Origin of the sequence: Burkholderia sp. B10 (assembly GCF_004368385.1) — a bacterium.
Lineage (GTDB): Bacteria > Pseudomonadota > Gammaproteobacteria > Burkholderiales > Burkholderiaceae > Burkholderia > Burkholderia vietnamiensis.
Genome location: NZ_PQMX01000014.1, coordinates 1 through 21,143 on the forward strand (window position 1 = coordinate 1; position 21,143 = coordinate 21,143).

Consider the following 21,143-nt stretch of genomic DNA (forward strand, 5'->3'; position numbering starts at 1 on the left):
CATCCATCCATATCCACGTCGCATACGGATAAAACCTCCGCGCCCCGCCCGCCGTTAACGCGTTCGTAACCCCGGCGCCCCGAGCTTCGACGCGGCGCCCGTCGTCGTTCGTGATCCGCCATCCACATCGCCCGTCGGCCGCCGTTCGGCCGCCGGCAAGGGAACGTCATGCGCAAACTCACCATCCGCGGCGGCCTCGTCGCGACCATCGCCGGCTACACCGTGCTGCTCCTGCTGGTGGTCGGCGCCTGCATCGCCGCGCTCTACGCGGGCAACCATTCGCTCGAGGCGATGTACCGTGACGACACCGCGTCGCTGCTGCATCTGAAAACCAGCTCCGAGCGGATGCTCGTGCTGCGCGAACGCGTGAGCGACGTCGCGCAGATCATCAGCGCCGGCCAGCCGGCCAACGCCGAAATCGCGCAGCTCCATACGCTGCTCCAGCAAAGCAACGACGAGCTCGACGCGTACACGCGACTGCACGCCCGCGACGCCGACGAGCAGGCGCTGTTCGACACGCTGCAATCACGTCGCCGCACGCTGCTCGATCAGGTGTTCCTCAAGGCGATGTCGCAGCTCGACCACGACAACGCCTTCGACTTCCTCGAAACGCACCGCACCGCGCCGCCCGGGCTGTTCACCGCCTATCAGCAGGCGATCGACGCGCTCGAATCGTTCCAGGTCACGCGCCAGAAGGCGCGCTACGACGCAGCCGGCGCGCGCTTTCACCGGATCGTATGGGCGATGGCGAGCGTCGCCGCGTTCGCGCTGCTGGTCGGCTTCGTCGCGCAGCGCGTGCTGGCGAAGGCGATCATCGAGCCGATCCATCTGGCCGTCGATCAGTTCGACCGGATCTCCAAAGGCGATCTGACCGGCGCGGTCGCGATCCGCGGCGAAAACGAAATGGCCTATCTGCTGAAGGCGTTGAAGCGCATGCAGGCCGGCCTCGTCGACACCGTGACCCAGGTACGCACGAGCACCGAGACGATCGTCGGCGACGTGCGCACGATCGCGAGCGGCAACGTCGATCTGTCCACGCGCACCGAACAGCAGGCCGTCTCGCTGCAACAAGCCGCCGCAAGCGTGGAGCAACTGACCGCGACGGTGCGCCAGAACGCGGACAACGCACGCGATGCCCGCACCTACGCGCAGGGCGCGGCCGGCATCGCGGCGCGGGGCGGCGATGCGATGCGGCGCGTCGTCGAAACGATGTCGGCGATCTCCACCAGCTCCGCGCGGATCTCCGGCATCGTGGGCGTGATCGAAAGCATCGCGTTCCAGACCAACATCCTCGCGCTGAACGCCGCCGTCGAAGCCGCGCGGGCAGGCGAACAGGGACGCGGCTTCGCGGTCGTCGCGACCGAGGTACGCGGGCTCGCGCAGCGCTGCGCGTCGGCAGCGAAGGAAATCCGCGAACTGATCGGCAACTCCGCGCAGCGTGTCGAGGACGGCAGCGCGCTCGTCGCGCTCGCCGGTTCGGCGATGTCCGAACTCGTCACCGCGGTCGAGCGCGTCAACGCGATCATGAGCGAAACCAGCACCGCGTTCGACGAGCAGACCGCCGGCATCGAGCAGGTGAACGCGGCCGTGATCCAGATGGAACAGACGATGCAGCGCAACGCCGCGCTCGTCGAAGAAGCGGCGGCGGCCGCGCTGTCGCTCGACGATCAGGGCGCGCGGCTGAGCGATGCCGTCGCGCAGTTTCGTCTGCACGGCGCGGCGACGGCCTGATGGCACGCTGATGGCACGCTGATGGCGCGCGAGCGGTGAGCCGTGACCGACAGGCGACGCCCAACCGCGGAACCGGCCGCGCCGCAGCGCCGCCGCGCACCGCCTCTAGCCGCCGTTCCCCGACAGCCCGTGCATCGGCCGCCGCAGCGCGGCATCGAACGGATTCGTGCGCGGGCCGATCGCGTCGGCCTGGCGCCTGAGCAGTTCGACGACCATCGGCATCCGGTCGTCGCCGAGCCGCGACGCCAGCGTGCCGACGCTCAGCGCGCCGACCGGATAGCCGGTGCGATCGAGGATGGGCACCGCGACGCCGGCCATGCCGTCGAGCACGCCGCTGTTGCGACCCGCGTAGCCGAGCTCGCGCACGCGCTCGATCTCGGTGCGCAGATACACCTCGTCGAGCACGCCGTAGCCGCGGATACGCGGCACGTTGAAGCGGATCACCTCCTCGCGCTCGGCTTCCGGCAGGAACGCGAGGATCGCGAGGCTGCCCTGCCCGACGCCGAGTGCGATGCGCCCGCCGATGTCGCCGGTAAACGACCGGATCGGAAATGGCCCTTCGCACAAGTCCAGACACACCGCGTCGAAGCCGCTCTTCACGAGCAGGAAGATCGTCTCGCCGAGGCTCGCGCACAGCCGCAGCAACGCGGGCCGGCACAGCGTGCGCATGCTGCTCGGATTGCCGGCCAGCGCGGCGAGCGCGAAGAAGTCGACGCTCAACCGATACAGCTTCGATTGTTCGTCCTGCTCGACCATGCGCTCGGCGATCAGCGACTGCAGGATGCGATGCGCGGTGCCTTGCGTGAGGCCGACGGCCTTCGCGAGGTGCGTGACGCGCACGCCGTCCTGCTGCATGCCCGCCAGCGCGCGCAGGATCGCGAACGCACGCTGCAGCATGCCGACGCCCGCTGCGCCGCTGGCGTCGTCCGGCTGCCGCACGGGCGCTTCCGCCGACGTTCCGCGCGAATCGGGTTCCTGCATACCGGCGCTCCTCGATGATTTCATTGAATGGAACAGGGTGAGCCGCCATTGTGGTCCCGCCGAAAAACCGCGGGCATCCGGGTGTGCACGGGATTGACGTGCGTTTTTCGCGGCACGGCCGCCCTTCATCCAACGGAACGAATCGCACCCGCTTCGTCGATTCATTCCGTTCACCGGAATTTTTCCGAAATTCCTCTCGTTGAGCAGAATTCGAAATTGACGCGCCGAAATATGGCTGGCTAGAGTCCGCGTCAATGACGCACCGGCGCTCCGGTGTGCGAACCGGAGCCTCCCATGTCGTTTCTCACGCTTACGGATCTGACGAAAACGTACGGCGAGCTCACCGCCGTCGCGGACGTCAACCTGTCGGTCGAGCAAGGCGAGTTCGTGTCGCTGCTCGGGCCGTCGGGCTGCGGCAAAACCACGACGCTGCAGATGATCGCCGGTTTCGTCGACGTGACGCGCGGGCGCATCGCGCTCGACGGGCAGGACATCACGCACATGAAGCCGAATCGCCGCGGCCTCGGCATCGTGTTCCAGAGCTATGCGCTGTTTCCGCACATGAGCGTCGAGCAGAACGTGGGCTTCGGCCTCGACATGCGCGGCGTCGACAAGGCCGAGCGCGCGGAGCGCATCCGCGCGGCGCTGTCGCTGGTGCGACTCGATGCGCTCGCGCAGCGTTTTCCGCGCGAGCTGTCCGGCGGGCAGCGGCAGCGCGTCGCGATCGCGCGCGCGGTGGTGATCGAGCCGCCGGTGCTGCTGCTCGACGAGCCGATGTCGAACCTCGACGCGAAGCTGCGCGAGGACATGCAGTTCGAACTGCGCGCGATCCAGCGCAAGATCGGCACGACGACGATCATGGTCACGCACGATCAGTCCGAGGCGCTGTCGATCAGCGACCGCGTGGTCGTGATGGAAGCCGGCCGCATCACGCAGACCGACACGCCGTACCGCGCGTACGAACGCCCGGAGAACCGCTTCGTGTCGCAGTTCATCGGCAAGGCGAACCTGTTGCCCGGCACGGTCGTCGCGCACGACGGCGATGCGATTCGCATCGACCTCGGCCACGATCTCGCCGAGACGGGCCGCACCGCGCATCTGCCGATGCACGAGCGCGACGTGCGCGTCGGCGACGCCGTGTCGGTATGCATCCGCCCCGAGAAGCTGCGGCTGTGCGCGCCGGGCGCGGGCCGCTTCGCCGCGACCGTCACGAGCCGCTTCTTCCTCGGCAGCCAGTGGCTGTACCGCGTGGACAGCGCACTCGGCGAAGTGCTCGTGTGCTGCCAGAACGAAGGCGCGGAGCCACTCGAGGAAGGCGCGCCGGTCGGCGTCGACTGGCACAGCGACGCGGTGCGCGTGATGCGCGGGGAGGCATGAATGGCACAGCCTGCCCGCCCGCTGCCTGCCGATCCCGCGCAACGCGGCACGAGCACGAGCACCAATACGAGCGCCGCTACGCCGCCGGCACGCGCGGCCGCCCCGCGTCCGCCGCGCGCGACGTGGCGCGCCCATGCGCCGCTGTGGCTGATGTGCGCGCCGGCGTTCGCGCTGTTCGCGGCGCTCGTGCTCGCGCCGCTCGCGATGACCTTCGCGCTCACGTTCTACCGCTTCGATCCGGCCACCGGCCCGAGCGCCGCGTTCCAGTTCGGTCACTACGCGGAGGTGCTCGGCTCGTCGTACTTCCATGCGATCTTCGCGCGCACCTTCGGCATCGCCGCGCTGACCACCGCGATCTGCGTCGCGATCGGCACGCCGGAAGCGTACGTGCTGTCGAAGATGCGCGACCCGTGGCGTTCGCTGTTCCTGCTCGTCATCCTCGCGCCGCTGCTCGTCTCGGTGGTCGTGCGCGCATTCGGCTGGAGCATGCTGCTCAACACGGGCGGCCTCGCGAACCAGGCGCTCGCGCTCGTCGGGCTCGGCCCGTACAAGCTCGAGTACACGACGTTCGCGATCGTGATCGCGCTCGTCCACGTGATGCTGCCGTTCATGGTGATTCCCGTGTGGACGGCCCTGCAACGGCTCGATCCGCAAACCGAGCACGCGGCGCTGTCGCTCGGCGCATCGCCGTTCACGACGCTGCGGCGCATCGTGGTGCCGCAGCTGATGCCCGGCGTGCTGTCGGGCAGCCTGATGGTGTTCGGGCTGTCGGCGAGCGCGTTCGCGATTCCCGGCCTGCTCGGCGGACGCCGGCTGAAGGTTGCTGCCACCGCCGTCTACGACGAATTCCTCGGCTCGCTGAACTGGCCGCTCGGCGCGACCATCGCCGTGCTGCTGCTGGTCGCGAATCTCGTCGTGATGCTCACCTACTACCGCGTGCTCGAACGCCGCTACGCGCGCAGCCTCGGAGGCGCTTCCCGATGAGAAACAACGGCCCTGTCGCGCTGGCGTTCCACACGCTCGTGATCCTGTTCGTGCTCGCGCCGCTCGCGATCGTCGTGCTGGTCGCGTTCACGCCCGACGAAACGCTGACGCTGCCGACGCACGGACTGTCGCTGCGCTGGTTCCGCGCGATCCTCGACTATCCGGACTTCATCACGGCGTTCGCCAACAGCGTGAAGCTCGCGTTCGCGTCGGCGACGCTGTCGCTCGCGCTCGGCCTGCCGGCCGGCCTCGCGATCGGGCGCGCGACGTTCCCCGGCCGCGCGTTCGTGAACGGCCTGCTGCTGTCGCCGCTGGTGATTCCCGGCCTCGTGCTCGGCATCGCGCTGCTGCGCCTGTTCGCGCTGATCGGCGCGACCGGCTCGTTCGCGTGGCTCGTGCTCGCGCACACGATCGTCATCACGCCGTTCGTGATGCGGCTCGTGCTCGCGTCCGTCGCGGGGCTCGACCGCAGCATCGAACAGGCCGCGTGCTCGCTCGGCGCCGACCCGTGGACGATCTTCCGCCGCATCACGCTGCCGATGATCGTGCCGGGCATCACCGGCGGCTGGCTGCTCGCTTTCATCAACAGCTTCGACGAGCTGACGATGTCGATCTTCGTCACGTCGCCGCAGACGGTCACGCTGCCGGTGCGCATGTACATGTACGCGACCGAATCGATCGACCCGATGATGGCGTCGGTGTCGGCGCTCGTCATTTTCATCACCGCCGGCGCGATGCTGCTGCTCGATCGCGTGTACGGCCTGAACCGCATCCTGATCGGCCAACATTGATGACGACTTCCGCTTCCCGCTCCACCGATATCGCCGACGACGGCGCGCAGTTCGTGCGCGTCGCCGAACACGGACGCACGGCGGTCGGGTTCACGCTCGACGGCCGCGCCGCGCAGGCGCTCGCCGGCGACACCGTGCTCACCGCCATCCTCGTCGCGCAGCGTCGCGTGCGCGTGAGCGAATTCAGCGGCCAGCCGCGCGCGGGCTTCTGCCTGATCGGCGCATGCCAGGACTGCTGGGTGCGCACCGAAGCCGGCGCACGGCTGCGCGCGTGCTCCACGCCGATCGCCGAAGGCATGCGCCTCGTGACGACAGCCGTGCAGCCGGCCGCGACCGGAGCCGCGTCGTGACGGCCGCGCTGCAGCCGGTGATCGTCGGCGCGGGGCCGGCGGGCGTGCGCGCGGCCGAGGCGCTGGTCGACGCGGGGCTGCGCCCCGTCGTGATCGACGAGAACGCACGTTGGGGCGGGCAGATCTATCGGCAGCCGCCGGCCGGGCACGCGTTCACGCGCGGCAAGCGCACGCTGTACGGCTTCGACGCCGCGAAGGCCGACGCCGTGCACCGCACCATGGCCGCGCTGCTGCCGCACGTCGACTACCGGCCGAACACGCTCGCGTGGGCGTGCGGCACGGGCCGTATCGACACGCTGCAGGACGGCCGCGAAGTGACGGTGCCGTTTTCGCGCCTGATCGTTGCGAGCGGCGCGACCGACCGCATGCTGCCGGTGCCCGGATGGACGCTCGCGGGCGTCTACACGCTCGGCGGCGCGCAGGTCGCGCTGAAGGCGCAGGGCTGCGCGATCGGCCGCCGCGTCGTGTTCGCCGGCACCGGGCCGTTGCTGTATCTGGTCGCCTATCAATATGCGAAAGCCGGCGCGCAGGTCGCGGCCGTGCTCGATACGAGCCCGCTGCGTCAGCAGACGGCCGCCGCCGCCGCGCTGTTGCGGATGCCGACGACCTTCGCGAAGGGGCTGTATTACATCGGCTGGCTGCGCGCGCACGGCGTTGCGGTGGAAACCGGCGTGACGCTCGAGCGCGTGCTCGGCGACCAGCACGTGCGCGGGCTCGCGTGGCGCGCGGCCGACGGCGACGCGCACATGCTCGACTGCGATGCGCTCGGCCTCGGCTTCGGGCTTCGCCCCGAAACGCAGCTCGCCGATCTCGCCGGATGCCGGTTCCGCTTCGATCCGCTGAGCGGCACGTGGCTGCCGGAGCGCGACGCGGCCGGCCGCACGTCGATGCGCGGCGTCTACGTCGCCGGCGACGGCGCGGGCATCGCGGGCGCCGACGCGGCCGAAGCATCGGGCCGGCGCGCGGCGCTCGCACTGCTCGACGATGCCGGCTTCGCGCCGGGCTCGCCCTCCGGCAAGCCCGGCGCGGCCGCGCTCGAGCGCACGCTGGCGCGGCTCGGTGCGTTCCGCGCGGGCCTCGAGGCGGCGTTCGCGCCGCCGCCCGAGCTCGCCGCACGCTGCCCCGACGACACGATCGTGTGCCGCTGCGAGGAGATCGATGCGGGCACGCTGCGCCGCTGTGTTCGCGACGGCGCAGCAACCGAACTGAACCGGCTGAAGGCGCTGACGCGTGCCGGGATGGGCCGCTGCCAGGGCCGCATGTGCGCGGACGCGGCCGCGCGCGTGCTCGCCGCCGAAACCGGCCGCCCGCTGGCGGAGGTCGGACGGTTGCGCGCGCAACCGCCGGTGAAGCCGTTTCCGATCGCGGCCGCGCTCGCAAGCGACGACGTCGCGACGATTCCCGACGAGGCGCGCGATGAATGAGCGCAGCCGTTACGATGTCGCGATCGTCGGCGGGGGGCTGGTGGGCGCGTCGGCGGCGCTCGCGCTGACGCGGCGCGGGCTGCGCGTCGCGCTGTTCGAGCGCCGCGATTGCGGCGCGCAGGCGAGCGGCGTCAACTACGGCGGCGTGCGCTGCCAGGGCCGCCCGGCCGAACAGCTGCCGCTCGCGCTGCGCGCGCGGCGCATCTGGGATCGGCTGCCCGAGCTGATCGGCAGCGACGGCGAGTTCGTCGTGTCCGGCCACTTGCGGCTCGCGCGCAGCGACGCCGATCTCGACGCGCTCGATGCATACGCGACGCTCGCCGGCGAGCACGGGCTGCCGCTGCAAGTGATGCGCGGCGCGGCGTTCCGCCGCCGCTACTCCTGGCTCGGCAGCGCGGCGCTCGGCGGCTCGCTGTGCGCGACCGACGGGCACGCGAACCCGCGCATCGTGTCGCCCGCGTTCGCGCGCGCGGCGCGCGCGGCCGGCGCCGACGTGTTCGAACACGCGCCCGTCGACGACGTGCGACACGACGGCACGCAGTTTCATATCCATGCGGGCGCGCGCACATGCGTCGCGACGTGGCTGATCAACTCGGCCGGCGCGTGGGCGAACACGATCGCCGAACGCTTCGGCGAGGCGGTGCCGATGGAGCCGATCTACCCGAACATGTGGGTGACCGAACCGCTGCCGCCGTTCATCACGCACAACCTCGGCGTGTACGGCGGCGGCGTATACGCGCGGCAGGTCGCGCGCGGCAACTGCGTGATCGGCGGCGGACGCGGCCGCGGCGACGGCGAGTTCGGCCAGCCGTCGGTCGACACGACGCGCGCGGTGATGCGCGACGCGTGCGCGCTGCTGCCCGCGCTGCGCGACGCGCTGCTGATCCGCACGTGGAGCGGCGTCGAAGGCTGCACGCCGGACCACAACCCCGTCATCGGCGCGAGCCGTACGACACCGAAGCTGCTGCATGCGTTCGGCTTTTCCGGCGGGGGCTTCCTGCTCGCGCCGGGCGTCGGCGAAGTGCTCGCCGACCTCGTCACGGCCGGCGAAACCGCCACGCCGCTCAGTGCATTCTCGATCGGCCGCTTCTTCCGCGAAGCCGCGCCGAGCGCCCCTATCCGTCAACAGGAGACCCAACGATGAAACTGCCCGCAACGATCGCGGCGGCGGCCGCCCTCTGCATCGCGTGCGCCGTCGCGCCCGCGTCCGCGCAAACCAGGACGATCTACGTCGGCATGAACGGCGGCCCGATGGAGAAGGCCTATACGAGCCAGGTGCTGCCCGAGTTCGAGAAGGCGAACAACGTGAAGGTCGTCGTCGTGCCCGGCACGTCGTCGGACGTGCTCGCGAAGCTGCTTGCGAATCGCAACAAGCCGCAGATCCACGTCGCGTTCCTCGACGACGGCGTGATGGCGCGCGCGGTGAGCCTCGGCGTGTGCCAGAAGCTCGACGATTCGCCGGTGCTCAAGGAGCTGTATCCGTTCGCGCGGATGAAGGACGACGTCGGCGCGGGCGTGCAGCTCGGCATGACGGGCATCGCGTACAACCGGAAACTGTTCGCGGAAAAGGGCTGGGCGCCGCCGACGTCGTGGCTCGATTTCGCCGATCCGAAATACAAGGGCAAGGTCGTGTTCCAGTCCGCATCGAGCAGCACCTTCGGGCTGCACGGCTTCCTCGCGATCAACCGGCTGCTCGGCGGCAGCGAGCAGAACGTCGAGCCGGGCTTCAGCAAGTGGGCGAGCACGGTCGGCCCGAACGTCGTCGAGTACATTCCGAACTCGGCGAAGATCTCCGAGATGGTGCAGACCGGCGAAGCCGGCCTGTTCCCGCTGACGCCGACCGGTGTCGGCGATCTCCAGGACAAGGGCATTCCGGTCGCCTACGCGAACCCGAAGGAAGGGCCGGTGCTGCTGCTGGTCGACCTGTGCGTGGTGGCGAACAACCCGGACCCGCAACTCGCGCAGAAGCTCGCGCAGTTCCTGCTGTCGGCCCCCGCGCAGACGAAGGCGGCCGAGGCCGGCAGGCAGATCCCGACCAACCGGCTCGCGAAGATGCCCGCCGCGATGCAGCAGAGCCTCGGCAACGTCGACGATCTGCTGCACAAGGTGACGGTGGTCGACTGGACCGCGATCAACGCGCATCGCACGCAGTGGGATACGCGCTGGAATCGGCAGATCGAGCGGTGAGTGTCGAGGGTTGGGGGTGCGCCATCGCCGGCGCCGCGGCCATCCTCCGCGGACGCGGTGCGCGCCGGCCGCGCGCCGGCGATCAGCGGCGCGGCAACGCCCGCTGCGCCGCCGCCAGCCCAGCCCCCGCGAACAGCGTCAGCGCCGAATAGACGAGCCCGCGCGCGAGCCCCGCGCTGTCCGACACCCAGCCGATCGCGACCGGCCCGGCGATCTGTCCGAACGCGAAGACCGTCGTGAACGCGCTGATGCCTTTCGCCCAGCCTTGCGGCGGCAGGTTGTGACGCACGAACGCGGTCGTCGACGCGACCGCCGACAGGAACGTCGCGCCGAACAACACGCCCGACGCGAACGCGGCTGCCGGATGAACGAACAGCGCGGGCATCAGCGTCGCCACGCCGAGCAACGCATTGAGCACCGCGAGCGCCTGGCCGCCGCGCATCCGGTCGAGCAGCGTCGACCATAGCCGTGCCGACACGACGGTCGCGACGCCGAGCATCACGTAGAACGCGGCCACCACCGTCCCGCTCATCCCGGCGCCGCGCAGCAGCGCGACGATGAACGTCATGTAGCCGATGTAGCCGACGCCGAACAGCCCGTAGCCCGCGAGCGCGAACGCGAAGCGCGCGGGGCCGGCGATCGCGGCCGGCGCGGCGGCGTCGCGCCGCACGGCGGCTGCCGCGTGCGCGTGCTCGATGCGGCGCGCGGCCGACACGGCCGCCGCCGAGAACAGCACGCACGCGACTGCGAGCGCGAACCAGGCCGGTTGCCAGCCGTGCGCGCGATGCACGAGCGTCGCGGGCACCAGCAGCGACGACGCGACGATCCCCCAGCCGGTGCCGCCGTAGTACAGGCCGAGCAGCAGCCCCGCGTCGCGTGGCGACGCGGACGCGAGCCGCGCGGCCAGCACGCCGCCGCTGATGAAGATCAGCGCGCTGCCGATGCCCGTCGCGACGCGCGCGGCGAGCAGCGCGTCGGCGCCCGACAGCAGCCCGCAAGCGGCCATCAGCGATACGGTGAGCACGCAGCCGGCGGTGAGCAGTGTGCCCGCGCGCCAGCGCCGCGACAGCAACGGGAAGACGAGCGCGCCGAGCAGATAGCCGGCCGCGTTGGCCGTATTGAGCGCGCCGGCCTCGGCGAACGACCAGCCGAGATCGGCCTTCATCGGCGGCAACAGCAGTGCATACGAAAAGCGCGCGAGCCCCAGCGCGATCGCGCTGCCGAGCGACAGCCGGACCGCGAGCCGCCATGCGGCCATCCGGTCGGCTTCGGCCGTGCCGGCGCCCGCCCGTGCGCGGGCGGCATGCTGCGGTGGCGGCGCTGCGCGCATCGCGGTGTCTCCATGATGGTTCGAATCGTCCAGCCTGACCGGCCGTGCGCGCGGCCGTGGCCGCGCGTGAGGAAGCCGTCAGATGGTGCCAGAAAACCGGCGGCGCCGCGCGTGCCCGGTGCGGCATCGGCAACCGCCGGCGCGCGAGCGCGGCCGGTCGTGCGTGCGCATGTTGCGCATGACCGAATGCAAAAAAAGAAGCCGCTATACGCCGATTGAAATTATAAAAAATACAATTCCCCGCTGAATTGCTCCCATCGCCGATATTCCAAAAAAAATCGCCGCGCGCGTTTGAATCGATTCGGCTTCATCCGGCCCCGGATCACGCCGACAGGCGCGAATTCCGCGTGTTTATCAGCGAACGACTAAAAACGCAGCAATGCATTGCATTCGATAAATCCTCAGACTAATATCGACGCCACTCGCCCGGCATTCAGGAAATACCGGGTGGGCGGCGGTAATACCCTTACCGTGCTTTCATGTTGAATCGCTGTTCACCACAGGAGAATTGACATGCAGGAAACCCAGCAGATCGAATTGCTTGACTGGATGCAGGAAGACACGCACCCCGAGGCCGTCGACATGATGGTCGAGGATGCGGTGGTGCCGTTCGGCACCGCGCTCTGGCCGGTCTGAGCGGCCCGCCCGTTCCCGCGGAAGGGCTGCGGCCCTTCCGCCGCTTCCGGAGACACGCATGCTGAACCTGCATCGCGCGCTGGGTTTTCATCCGGCGCTGCGCGACAAGCTCGCACGCGGCGAGACGGGCAAACTGCTGGTCGGCTACGACACCCGCAATCGCGACACCGCGTTGCGCGCGTTTTCCGCCCTGCCCGCCTCGCTCGACGCGACCACTCTCAGCCTCGAAAACACCGCACCCGACGACATCGCCGCCGCGCTCACGCAGGCCGATCTGTTCGTGCTGCTGTACGACTCCTCATGCCTGCCCACGCCGTCGCCGAGCGGGCCGCCGTTTCTTGCGGCGATCCGTCCCGCGATCGTCGAGCACTGGAACAAGTCGGTGCTGTTCAAGGATTACGGCCCGCATCTCGACGAGGCGTTCGCCGAATCGCTCGACGACATCGCCGCGCGCAACGCGCGGCTGATCGAAGCGGCCGTGCACGCATCGCAGATCCATTTCATCGACGAGGCCGGCAACCGTCTCAGCGGTTCGCTTGCGGCGGACCAGAAATGGACGAGCGTCGACGGCATGGGCAACCACGACGTCGTGCCCGGCGAGATCGCGACGCACGTCACCGACCTCAACGGCTCGATCGTGTTCAGCGGCACCTTCCTCGGCACCGTGCCGTTCGCGATCAAATACCGCGTGGCCGAGCGGCTCGCGACGCTGCACGTGCGCGACAGCCTGATCGACGGTTTCGACAGCGACGATGCGGGCTTCCGGCGCGACTTCGCCGCCTATCTCGAGCGCCACGACAATCACCGGCGCATCGAGGAGTTCGGGATCGGCACGAACCTCGGCATCCGCGCGCTGTACGGCCGCAACGCCGGCTTCGAGGAACGCCACCCGGGCCTGCATCTCGGTCTGGGCGGCGGCGCGAACGGCAGTCATCATCTCGACCTGATCTTCGCGCGCGGCACGCTCGCGTTCGACGAGCGGATCGTGTTCGACGGCGCGTTCGCCGTCTGAGCGCGCGTCAGGCTTCGGCGGCGGCAGCGTCGCCGAGCCACTTGAACATCACGAAGCAGTCGACGAAGCCGAGCCGCGCATGCCGATACGCGCGCGGCAGGCGCCCGACGATCTCGAAGCCGAGCTTCTGCCACAACGCGACGGCCACGTCGTTCGTCGCGACCACCGAATTGAACTGCATCGCGAGAAAGCCGCGCTCGCGCGCCACCTGCTGCGAGTGCTCGCACATCGCGCGCGCGAGCCCGCGGCCGCGCGCGGCCTCGCTGACCATGTAGCCGCAGTTGCACACGTGGCTGCCGGGGCCGGCCGCGTTCGGCTTCAGGAAGTACGAGCCGAGCAGCTCGCCATCCTGTTCGGCCACCCAGGTGCAGAGCGGCGCATCGAGCCACAGCGTGCGCGCGGCTTCGAGCGTCGGCGCGGGATCGAGCGCGTAGGTTTCCTGCGCGGCGACGACCGCGCGGTAGGTGGGCCAGAAACGCGCGAAGTCGTCTTCGGTCATCGGGCGAAGCGTGATCATTGGGGTCCTTGCGGTTGAAAGATGGGAGCGGAGTGGCGCGCGCATCAAGGCTGCACCATCCACACGAGCACCACCGTCGCCGGCGCCGCGTGCATGTCCGCCGGCGGGCGTTCGAGCCTCGGCTCGACGTCGAGTGCCTGCGCAATCGCGGCCGCATCGTCGACCGTCGTCGTGCGCACGATCGTCATCAGCCGCGCGGGCCGATGCAGCGTCTCGCGATACAGCGCGCCGTACCACAGCGGCCGCGTGCCGAGCGCGTCCTGCAACACGTACGGATAACGCCACAGCCGCAGCACGAGACGGCTGTCCGGCCGCGCGGGATCGACGCGCACGAACTCGCGCCGCGTGCTCTCGCCGTGCGTGTAGCGCGGCAGCACCGGCAACGCGTCGGCCTGCGCCTGCGGCAGGAGCCAGCGCAGTGCGCTCGCGGGCGACCACGGCGTCGCGCGTTGCCAGCCGGCCAGCGACAGATGGCGATCGAGCGTATCCGACGTCGCGCACCATTGCAGCGGCAGATACTCCTCGCGATCGCCGCCGATCTCGGTGCGTCGCACCGGCACGCGCTGCCAGCCGCCGCGCAGCCACTGGTCGACCGTCATCGCGACGACGTCGCCCACATGCGGACGCGCCGCGCGATCGAGCGCCCACTGCGCGGGCACGGTCCACACGCCGGCCGTCGCCGTGACGACCACCAGCGCGACCAGCGCGCCGCGCGGCTGCACGTGCTCGCGCACCCGCCAGTACGCATAGGTGGCGGCCAGCACCGCGAACCAGGCGAGCCCGAGGCTCCAGCCGCCGATCAGCCCCGACAGCCAGGTGTCGCCCACATAGAGCCGCGCGAAGCCGCCCAGTACGATCCACAGCACGACGGCCGTGACGACCGGCACGCGCCACAGCGCGGGCCGGTCGCGCGCGAGCAGCCAGCCGATGCCGCTGCTCGCGACGATCGCGAACGCCGCGTCGGCGTCGGGCAGCGGCACGTGCAACGTGCCGGGCGGCAGGCTCGCGGGCGTCGTGCCGAGCGCGCCGGCGCCGAACGCCGGCGCGAGCACGACCGCGACGCCGACCGTCGCGGCCCACCACGCCGACGTCAGCCAGCAGCGGTGGATCATCAACCAGACGAGAAACGCAGCGGCGACGATCAGCCCCGTATCGCGTCCATGCAGCACGGCCAGCGCGCGCATCGCCGCATCGACGGGCGGCGTGCGCAGGTTCTGCAGAAATGAGTACAGCGCAATGTCGGCATGCGTGAGCGGATCGTTCGCGACGACGTCGCGCACGACGTCGCCGAACAGCCACACGCAGCCGACGAACAGCAGCGCGAGCACCGGCACGGCGCCGGGCAGCCGCCGAAGCGCTTCGATCGCCGCGTGCAGCCGCGTGCCGAAGCGCGGCCAGCGCCGCGCGCACGCGTGCATGCCCGCGGCGGCTATGCGGCGCAGCAACGGCCAGCCGCGCCGCAGCGTGAGGCGCACGCCGATCCATACGAGCGCGACGAGCGCGGCCACCACCAGCAGAATCGCCGCGACCCGCACGCTGATCGCGGCGGCCAGCGCGGCCGACGCACCGAACAGAATGCCGGGCGCGACGTGCACGGGCGCCCAGATCAGCGCCGAGACGATGTTGACCGGATAGAACGCGCGTCGCGGCAGCGTCGCGCATCCGACCACGACCGGCACGACCGCGCGCACCGGCGCGAGGAAGCGCGCGAGGACGATGCTCTTCATGCCGTGGCGCAACACGAACTGCTCGCCGCGCGCATAGGCGTTCGCGTAGCCGAAGCGCACCCAGCCGTTGCGAATCGCGCCGCGATAGCGGCGGCCGACCTCGTAGCTGACGCCGTCGCCGACGATCGCGCCGACCGCCGCGACGCCGAGCGTCGTCCAGGCGTCGAGCGCGCCCGCGCCGACCAGCGTGCCGGCCGCGAACATCACGGCACCGGCCGGCACGATCGTGCCGATCAGCGCGATCGATTCGGCACAGGCGACGACGAACACCACCGCCAGCACGAGCAGCGGATGCGCGCCGATCGCGGCCAGCCAGCCGTGGATCGCGTCGCTCATCGCGGGCCGCCGGGCATCACTGTGCGCCGCGCCGGCAGCGGGCGCATCGCGGCGGCGCGCGGCTTCGTCGATGCGCGTGCGCGCCCGTGGGCAGCGTCAGTCGAACTCGTGCTGCCGCGCGTCCGCCTCGAGCGGCGCGTCGTGGTAACCGACGGTCGCGATTTCGTGCAGATAGCGCGCGAGAAACGCGCCGATCGACCCGGCTTCCTCGTACTGATGGACATGACGAAACTCATGGGTGAGCAAACGCCGCGTGTCGTGGCCGCGCAGCACGAAGACCGCGTGGCCGAGCGTGAGGCCGATCGTCTCCGGCGCGAGCAGCCCGGAGTCGTGGGCGATCGCGCCCAGCGTCGGCGTATCGGGAAACGGCAGCCGATCCGCGATCACGACGCGGATCCGCTCCGGCTGCGCGACGCCGACGGCGCGCGCATCGGCGTGCTGCGCGCGCGTCAGAGGCGCGCCGTGCGCAAGCCCCTGCGCGGCCTGCGCACCGGCCCACGCGACGGCGTCGGGCAGCACGGACGGCAGGATGTGGACGAGATCGACCATCGTCGGGATTCCTTCGGCGGGACGCATTCCAATCGCTCACCAGTTTATCTCTTAAACAGGCCGGCCCGCGGTCCGCGGCATCGACCGGCGGCCGACGACCACGCGGAAACGCCCGCCCCGTCTGGCGCTGCCGCCTGCACCTGTACGCGGCGATCGTTTCGCTGCAATATGCATTCCCCGCTCAAGTGTCTCAAAAAGATACATCGGGCACACCGTTTGCCGCTGCGGCGGAATATATTGTTGGACGAACAGCCGCGGCCACGCGGCGCCATCCGGGAGAGAACCGCTCGATGATCAGGGTAATTCTGGCTGACGATCATGCAGTGATGCGCGACGGGCTGCGTCACATCCTGGAGACGGCCGGCGGCTTCGACATCGTCGGCGAGGCGAGCGACGGCGACGCCACGCTGGCGCTCGCCGAACGGCACACCGCCGACGTGCTGCTGCTCGATCTGTCGATGCCGGGGCCGACCGGCATCGACCTGATCCGGCTGCTGAAGAAACGCGCGCCGTCGCTGCGGCTGCTGGTGCTGACGATGCACGCGGAGACGCAATACGCCGCACGCGCGTTCAAGGCCGGCGCGACCGGCTACCTGACCAAGGACAGCGCGAGCACCGCGCTGGTGGAAGCCGTCGGCAAGGTCGCGGCGGGCGGCGTGTACGTCAGCCCGTCGGCCGCCGAGAGCCTCGCGCGCACGCTGCGTACGCCGGCCGACCTGCTGCCGCACGAACGGCTGTCCGCGCGCGAGCTCGACGTGATGCGTCGCATCGTGGCCGGTCAGACGGTCACGCGGATCGCCTCGGAGCTGGCGCTGAGCGCGAAAACGGTCAGCACCTACAAGACCCGCATCCTCGAGAAGATGGATCTGCCGCACGAGGCCGCGCTGGTGCGCTATGCGGTGCGCCACGAGCTCGATCTCGGCGTGGGCGACGCATGATGGCCGCGTTCCGCATGCGCGAGCCGGCCGCCGCCGCCGACGACGACGCGCCACAGCCGTCGCACATGTTCATGTCGTCGCTGCCGCCGGGCCGGCGCGAGCGGCGGCTCGCGCTCGCGACGGTGCTCGTGTCGGTCGCGATCTTCGTCGCGCTCGCGCCGTTCGCGCGCATGCAGCTGCCGCGGGTATGGGGCTTCATTCCGGTGTACCAGTCGGCGATCGTCGTCAGCGACATCGTGACGGCCGGGCTGCTGCTCGGCCAGTTCGCGATCCTGCGCGAGAAATCGCTGCTCGCGCTCGCCGGCGGCTACCTGTTCACGGGCTTCATGGCCGGCACGCACATGCTGACCTTTCCGGGGCTGTTCGCGCCGACCGGCCTGCTCGGCGCCGGCGAGCAGACCACCGCATGGCTGTATCTGTTCTGGCACGGCGGCTTTCCGTTGGCGCTCGGCGTATACGCGCTGCTGCGCGCGGCCTCGCGTACGCGCAGCCCATCGCTGCAGCGGCGCCGCGCGGCGGTTCCCGTGCTGCTGTGCATCGCGCTGACCGCCGGCGCGACCGCCGCGCTCGCGTTGCTCGCGACCGCCGGCCACGATTTGCTGCCGCGCATCATGGACGGCAACCGGATGACCGCGACGATGACGAACGCGATCGCGGTCGTCTGGGGGTTGAACCTCGCGGCGCTCGTGCTGCTGTGGCGGCAGCGGCGCCGTCACTCGGTACTCGATCTGTGGCTGATGATCGTGCTGGTCGCGTGGCTGTTCGACATCGCGTTGTCGTCGATGCTGAACCACGGGCGCTTCGACCTCGGCTTCTACGCGGGGCGCACCTACGGCCTCGTCGCGTCGGCCGTCGTGCTGTTCGCGCTGCTGTTCGAGAACGGCCGGCTTCATGCGCAGACGGTGCACGCGCTCGCCGGCGCGCGCTATCAGCACCTGCTGGTCGTGCAGAAGAGCGCGCAGCTCAACGACGCGAACGAACGGCTCGAGCAGCGTGTCGCGGCGCGCACCGCGCAGTTGAGCGCGTCGAACCGCGACCTGCGGCGCGAGGTCGAGGAGCGCGTGCGCGCGGAGCGGGCGCTGCAGGCGTCGCGCGAGGAGTTGCGGGAAATCGCGGCGATGAGTGCGAGCGCGCGCGAGGCCGAACAGCGCCGCATCGCGCGCGAGCTGCACGACGAACTCGCGCAGACGCTCGCGACGCTGAAGAACGACCTCGAATGGCTGCTCGATCACGTGCCGCAGGAAGACGCGACCCTGGCCCGCAAGATCGGCGCGATGCACGCGCTCGCGCGCGGCGCGGTCACCGCGACGCGGCGCATCGCGTCCGACCTGCGCCCGCTGATGCTCGACGACCTCGGGTTCGCGGCCGCGATGCAATGGCTCGTCGAAGATTTCCAGCGCCGTCATGGGGTCGCTTGCACGCTGCGCGTCGAGCCCGGCGAATTGCAGCTCGACGAGCCGTATGCGACCGCCGTGTTCCGCATCGCGCAGGAAGCGCTCGCGAACGTCGCGCGGCATGCGGCGGCGTCGAGCGCGAGCGTGGCGCTCGCGTATCGCGACGAAACGCTCGTGCTGACGATTCGCGACGACGGCGCCGGCTTCGATCCGGGTGCGCCGCGCAAATCCGCCTCGTTCGGGCTGGTGGGCCTGCGCGAGCGCGCCTACCTCGTCGGCGGCACGCTGCGCATCGACACGACGCTCGGCGAAGGAACGACGGTCGAGGTGGAGGTTCCGGTGGCGGCCGCGCATGTCGCGATCGCGTACGACGCACGCCACGCCGCGCGCACACAGGAATGACCGGCGAGGAGCACGCCGGCGCGCGCGGCGTGGCGCATCACGCCTGCGCGGCGACCATCGTGCGCTCGGAGCGCGCCCACGCGATCAGCGCGCCGATCCCGAGCAAGGCGAGGCACACGATCGGCACGATCATCGGCCCGAACGCGGTGCCCGTGACCTTGCCCGCGAACGGCATCAGGTTCTGGCTGAAGAAGCCGCCGAGGTTGCCGATCGAGTTGATCGCCGCGACGCTCGCCGCTGCGCGCGCGCCGGTGAAGTAGCGCGGCGGCATCGACCAGAAGCACGGATACAGCAGCGGAATGCACGCACCGCCGAGCACGAGCGCGATGAAGCGCAACGGTGTGGACGGCAGCACGAGGCTCATCAGGAAGCCGAGTGCGCCGAGCGCGGCGACGATCGCGATGGTGCGCAGGATGCTCTTCGCGCGGCGCAGCTTCGACGGCAGCCACACCAGCAGCACGACCGCGAGCGCCCACGGCAGCATGCTCAGCAGACCGTTCGTGCTGCTCGACACGCCGAACGATTTCACCAGCGTCGGCAGCCAGTACGTGACGCCGTACAGCGACGTCGACATCAGCATGTAGGTGGCCGCGAACAGCATCACGCGCGGATCGAGCAGCGCAGCCCACGGCTTCGCATGGACGGCCTGCGCCGGCTTCTCGCGTTCGAGCGCGGCGGCGACGATCTGCTTCTCGCGTTCGTCGAGGAACGGCGCCTCGCGGAACGATGCGGGCAGCACGCGGAACACGACGATCGCGACGAGCACGGCCGGCACGCCAGTCGCCACGAACACCCACTGCCAGCCCGCGAGCCCCCACACGCCGTTCAGGCCGAGCAGCACGCCGCCGACCAGCGAGCCCAGCATGTTCGCGAGCGCGCTGCCGAGCGTGAAGATGCCAAGCACCTTCGCGCGGTAGCTCTGCGGGAACCACAGCGTCAGGTAGTAGATGACGCCCGGATAGAAGCCGGCCTCGGCGATGCCGAGCAGGAAGCGCAGCGAGCAGAACGCCGGCATCGACGTGGTGAAGCCCATCAGCACGGTGATGAGCCCCCACGTCAGCATGATCCGCGCGAGCCATACGCGCGCGCCGTAGCGATGCAGCGCAAGCGTGCTCGGCACTTCGAACAGCAGGTAGCCGATGAAGAACAGCGACAACGCGAGGCCGAACGCGGCTTCGGTCATCCCGAGGCTGTGCACCATCTGCAGCTTCGCGAAGCCGACGTTCTGCCGGTCGATGAATGCGATCAGGAACATCACGACGAGGATCGGCAGCAGGCGCCGCGCGATCTTCGACATGATGCGCTGTTCTTCGGCGGACGCGGGGTCCAGGGTATCGGTGGCATTCACTACGGGCTCCTCCGTGAATCGGTTGCTGATCGGTTGAACCGGCGCGACGCGCGCGCCCGGCTATTCGGTGGTATCGGTTGAATCGGTGCTCAGCTCGGCCGGTATGCGTCGAGCATCGGCGCGAACATCTCGTGCCACGCGCGGGGCTTCGCCTTGATCGTGCCGGCGAGGTACAGGAAGTCGACGTAGTCCATCAGCTGGTTCGGCCGCACCGAGAAACGCGTGTCGGGCGCGGCCAGCATCTGCAGCACGTCGTCGTGCGACACGCCGACGCCCGACGACGCCGCATACAGCGCGGCCGCCGCGCGCGGGTCCTGCGCGATCAGCCGGTTCGCTTCGTCGAGCGCGCCGAGAAACGCCATCGCCAGCGCGGGCTCCGTATCGACGAGCCGCTTCGGCGCGAACACGACGTCGAGCGTCAGCGGCCCGAGCACGTCGACCGAATTCACGACGCGATGAATGCCCGGCTGCCGCAGCTCGAGCGTCGAGAACGGCGGCGACGTGAAGTGCGCGGTGATGCCGCCGTCGCGGCGGATCAGCGCCTGCATCGCCTGCGGGTGCGGCAGGTTCACGGTGATCGAATCGAGCTGCGCGAAATGGCGCGCGCCGAGCTGCCGGCTCGCGACCATCTGCAGCACCACCGCCGACAGCGACGTGCGAATGCCGGGCACCGCGATCCGGTCGGACGGCGTGAAGTCGCGCAGTGCGACGAGGCCCGGCCGGTTCGCATTCAGCGACAGCGACGTCGTCGACAGGCCGCTGATGCCGATCACCTCGACGTTCGGAATCCCGCGTGCGCGCGCCCACAGCTCGATGAAGCCCGGCGCGCCGGCCGCCGCGAAATCGAGCGTGCCGGCCATCATCGCGTCGTTCACGGAGTTGCCGCCGTCGAGCAGCACCCAGTCGAGGGCGATGTCGCGCAACCCATGCCGCGCCGCGTGACGCTCGAACAGCCGCTGCTTCTCCATCACGAGCAGCGGCAGATACAGCACGCCATATCCTTTCGAGATCCGTACCGTACGCGGCTTCGCACGCGCGAGCGGCGGTGCGGCCAGCAGGCCGAGCGCGAGGCCCGCGCCTGCGGCGACGAGCGCACGTCGGCGCGGCGACGTCGTCACGCGCAGCTCCG

19 protein-coding genes are annotated in these 21,143 nt (G+C 70.2%); 12 read left to right on the forward strand and 7 right to left on the reverse strand.

Annotation, left to right across the window (positions count from 1 at the left end):
* Positions 1-168: 168 nt before the first annotated feature.
* Complete coding sequence (locus C3Y15_RS09810) at positions 169-1,731, forward strand: methyl-accepting chemotaxis protein (RefSeq protein ID WP_059567524.1); 1,563 nt, start codon at positions 169-171, stop codon at positions 1,729-1,731.
* 105 nt (positions 1,732-1,836) lie between these two features.
* Here C3Y15_RS09810 and C3Y15_RS09815 read toward each other — a convergent pair whose 3' ends face one another.
* Complete coding sequence (locus tag C3Y15_RS09815; protein WP_011881412.1) at positions 1,837-2,712, reverse strand: IclR family transcriptional regulator; 876 nt, start codon at positions 2,710-2,712, stop codon at positions 1,837-1,839.
* A 294-nt stretch (positions 2,713-3,006) separates the two neighbouring features.
* Between C3Y15_RS09815 and C3Y15_RS09825 the strand changes: the two genes are divergently transcribed.
* Genes C3Y15_RS09825 through C3Y15_RS09855 form a run of 7 tightly spaced genes read left to right on the forward strand, consistent with a single transcriptional unit; the run spans position 3,007 to position 9,825 of the window.
* Complete coding sequence (locus C3Y15_RS09825) at positions 3,007-4,089, forward strand: ABC transporter ATP-binding protein (protein ID WP_034194912.1); 1,083 nt, start codon at positions 3,007-3,009, stop codon at positions 4,087-4,089.
* Positions 4,090-5,073 (forward strand): ABC transporter permease, encoded by a 984-nt coding sequence (locus C3Y15_RS09830; RefSeq protein ID WP_059889744.1) that lies wholly within the window; start codon positions 4,090-4,092, stop codon positions 5,071-5,073.
* The gene (locus C3Y15_RS09835) at positions 5,070-5,864 is read left to right on the forward strand and encodes an ABC transporter permease (RefSeq protein WP_011881409.1); all 795 of its coding nucleotides are present in this window, start codon (positions 5,070-5,072) and stop codon (positions 5,862-5,864) included. Before C3Y15_RS09830 ends, C3Y15_RS09835 begins: the two co-directional genes overlap by 4 nt.
* Entirely contained in the window at positions 5,864-6,214 is a 351-nt protein-coding gene (locus tag C3Y15_RS09840; RefSeq protein ID WP_011881408.1) for a (2Fe-2S)-binding protein, read from the forward strand. The genes C3Y15_RS09835 and C3Y15_RS09840 overlap by 1 nt, the downstream gene beginning before the upstream one ends.
* On the forward strand, positions 6,211-7,638 hold the full coding sequence (locus C3Y15_RS09845) for an FAD-dependent oxidoreductase (protein WP_069239952.1): 1,428 nt from the start codon (positions 6,211-6,213) through the stop codon (positions 7,636-7,638). Before C3Y15_RS09840 ends, C3Y15_RS09845 begins: the two co-directional genes overlap by 4 nt.
* Positions 7,631-8,782: an FAD-binding oxidoreductase gene (locus C3Y15_RS09850; RefSeq protein ID WP_059896129.1), complete on the forward strand. Its 1,152-nt coding sequence runs from the start codon at positions 7,631-7,633 to the stop codon at positions 8,780-8,782. Before C3Y15_RS09845 ends, C3Y15_RS09850 begins: the two co-directional genes overlap by 8 nt.
* On the forward strand, positions 8,779-9,825 hold the full coding sequence (locus C3Y15_RS09855; protein ID WP_011881405.1) for an ABC transporter substrate-binding protein: 1,047 nt from the start codon (positions 8,779-8,781) through the stop codon (positions 9,823-9,825). The genes C3Y15_RS09850 and C3Y15_RS09855 overlap by 4 nt, the downstream gene beginning before the upstream one ends.
* Before the next feature lie 82 nt (positions 9,826-9,907).
* On the opposite strand, the gene C3Y15_RS09860 is transcribed toward C3Y15_RS09855, so the two are convergent.
* Positions 9,908-11,155, reverse strand: coding sequence for a YbfB/YjiJ family MFS transporter (locus C3Y15_RS09860; protein WP_069239951.1), 1,248 nt, complete (start codon positions 11,153-11,155; stop codon positions 9,908-9,910).
* Positions 11,156-11,668: 513 nt separating this feature from the next.
* On the opposite strand from C3Y15_RS09860, the gene C3Y15_RS32535 reads away from it, so the two are divergent.
* Positions 11,669-11,791: a hypothetical protein gene (locus C3Y15_RS32535; RefSeq protein ID WP_006479692.1), complete on the forward strand. Its 123-nt coding sequence runs from the start codon at positions 11,669-11,671 to the stop codon at positions 11,789-11,791.
* A 58-nt stretch (positions 11,792-11,849) separates the two neighbouring features.
* Entirely contained in the window at positions 11,850-12,803 is a 954-nt protein-coding gene (locus C3Y15_RS09865) for a hypothetical protein (protein WP_059475646.1), read from the forward strand.
* Between the two features lie 7 nt (positions 12,804-12,810).
* Here the strand turns inward: C3Y15_RS09865 and C3Y15_RS09870 are convergent, their stop codons facing one another.
* The 3 genes from C3Y15_RS09870 to C3Y15_RS09880 form a co-directional block, all read right to left on the reverse strand.
* Positions 12,811-13,320, reverse strand: coding sequence for an N-acetyltransferase (locus tag C3Y15_RS09870; RefSeq protein WP_014724489.1), 510 nt, complete (start codon positions 13,318-13,320; stop codon positions 12,811-12,813).
* 44 nt (positions 13,321-13,364) lie between these two features.
* Positions 13,365-15,383, reverse strand: a complete 2,019-nt coding sequence (locus C3Y15_RS09875; protein WP_046425927.1) for an LssY C-terminal domain-containing protein — start codon at positions 15,381-15,383, stop codon at positions 13,365-13,367.
* Positions 15,384-15,479: 96 nt separating this feature from the next.
* Positions 15,480-15,932 carry a hypothetical protein gene (locus tag C3Y15_RS09880; RefSeq protein ID WP_043292355.1) on the reverse strand — a complete coding sequence of 151 codons (453 nt, stop codon included), beginning with the start codon at positions 15,930-15,932 and terminating at the stop codon, positions 15,480-15,482.
* Between the two features lie 290 nt (positions 15,933-16,222).
* Between C3Y15_RS09880 and C3Y15_RS09885 the strand changes: the two genes are divergently transcribed.
* Positions 16,223-16,870: a response regulator transcription factor gene (locus tag C3Y15_RS09885; RefSeq protein WP_041494073.1), complete on the forward strand. Its 648-nt coding sequence runs from the start codon at positions 16,223-16,225 to the stop codon at positions 16,868-16,870.
* Positions 16,867-18,666 (forward strand): sensor histidine kinase, encoded by a 1,800-nt coding sequence (locus C3Y15_RS09890; RefSeq protein ID WP_069246561.1) that lies wholly within the window; start codon positions 16,867-16,869, stop codon positions 18,664-18,666. Before C3Y15_RS09885 ends, C3Y15_RS09890 begins: the two co-directional genes overlap by 4 nt.
* 37 nt (positions 18,667-18,703) lie before the next feature.
* On the opposite strand, the gene C3Y15_RS09895 is transcribed toward C3Y15_RS09890, so the two are convergent.
* Together C3Y15_RS09895 and C3Y15_RS09900 are read right to left on the reverse strand one after the other, a co-directional pair.
* Positions 18,704-20,014, reverse strand: a complete 1,311-nt coding sequence (locus tag C3Y15_RS09895) for an MFS transporter (RefSeq protein WP_124259903.1) — start codon at positions 20,012-20,014, stop codon at positions 18,704-18,706.
* Positions 20,015-20,103: 89 nt separating this feature from the next.
* Positions 20,104-21,132 carry an ABC transporter substrate-binding protein gene (locus tag C3Y15_RS09900; protein ID WP_059696506.1) on the reverse strand — a complete coding sequence of 343 codons (1,029 nt, stop codon included), beginning with the start codon at positions 21,130-21,132 and terminating at the stop codon, positions 20,104-20,106.
* Positions 21,133-21,143 lie beyond the last annotated feature (11 nt).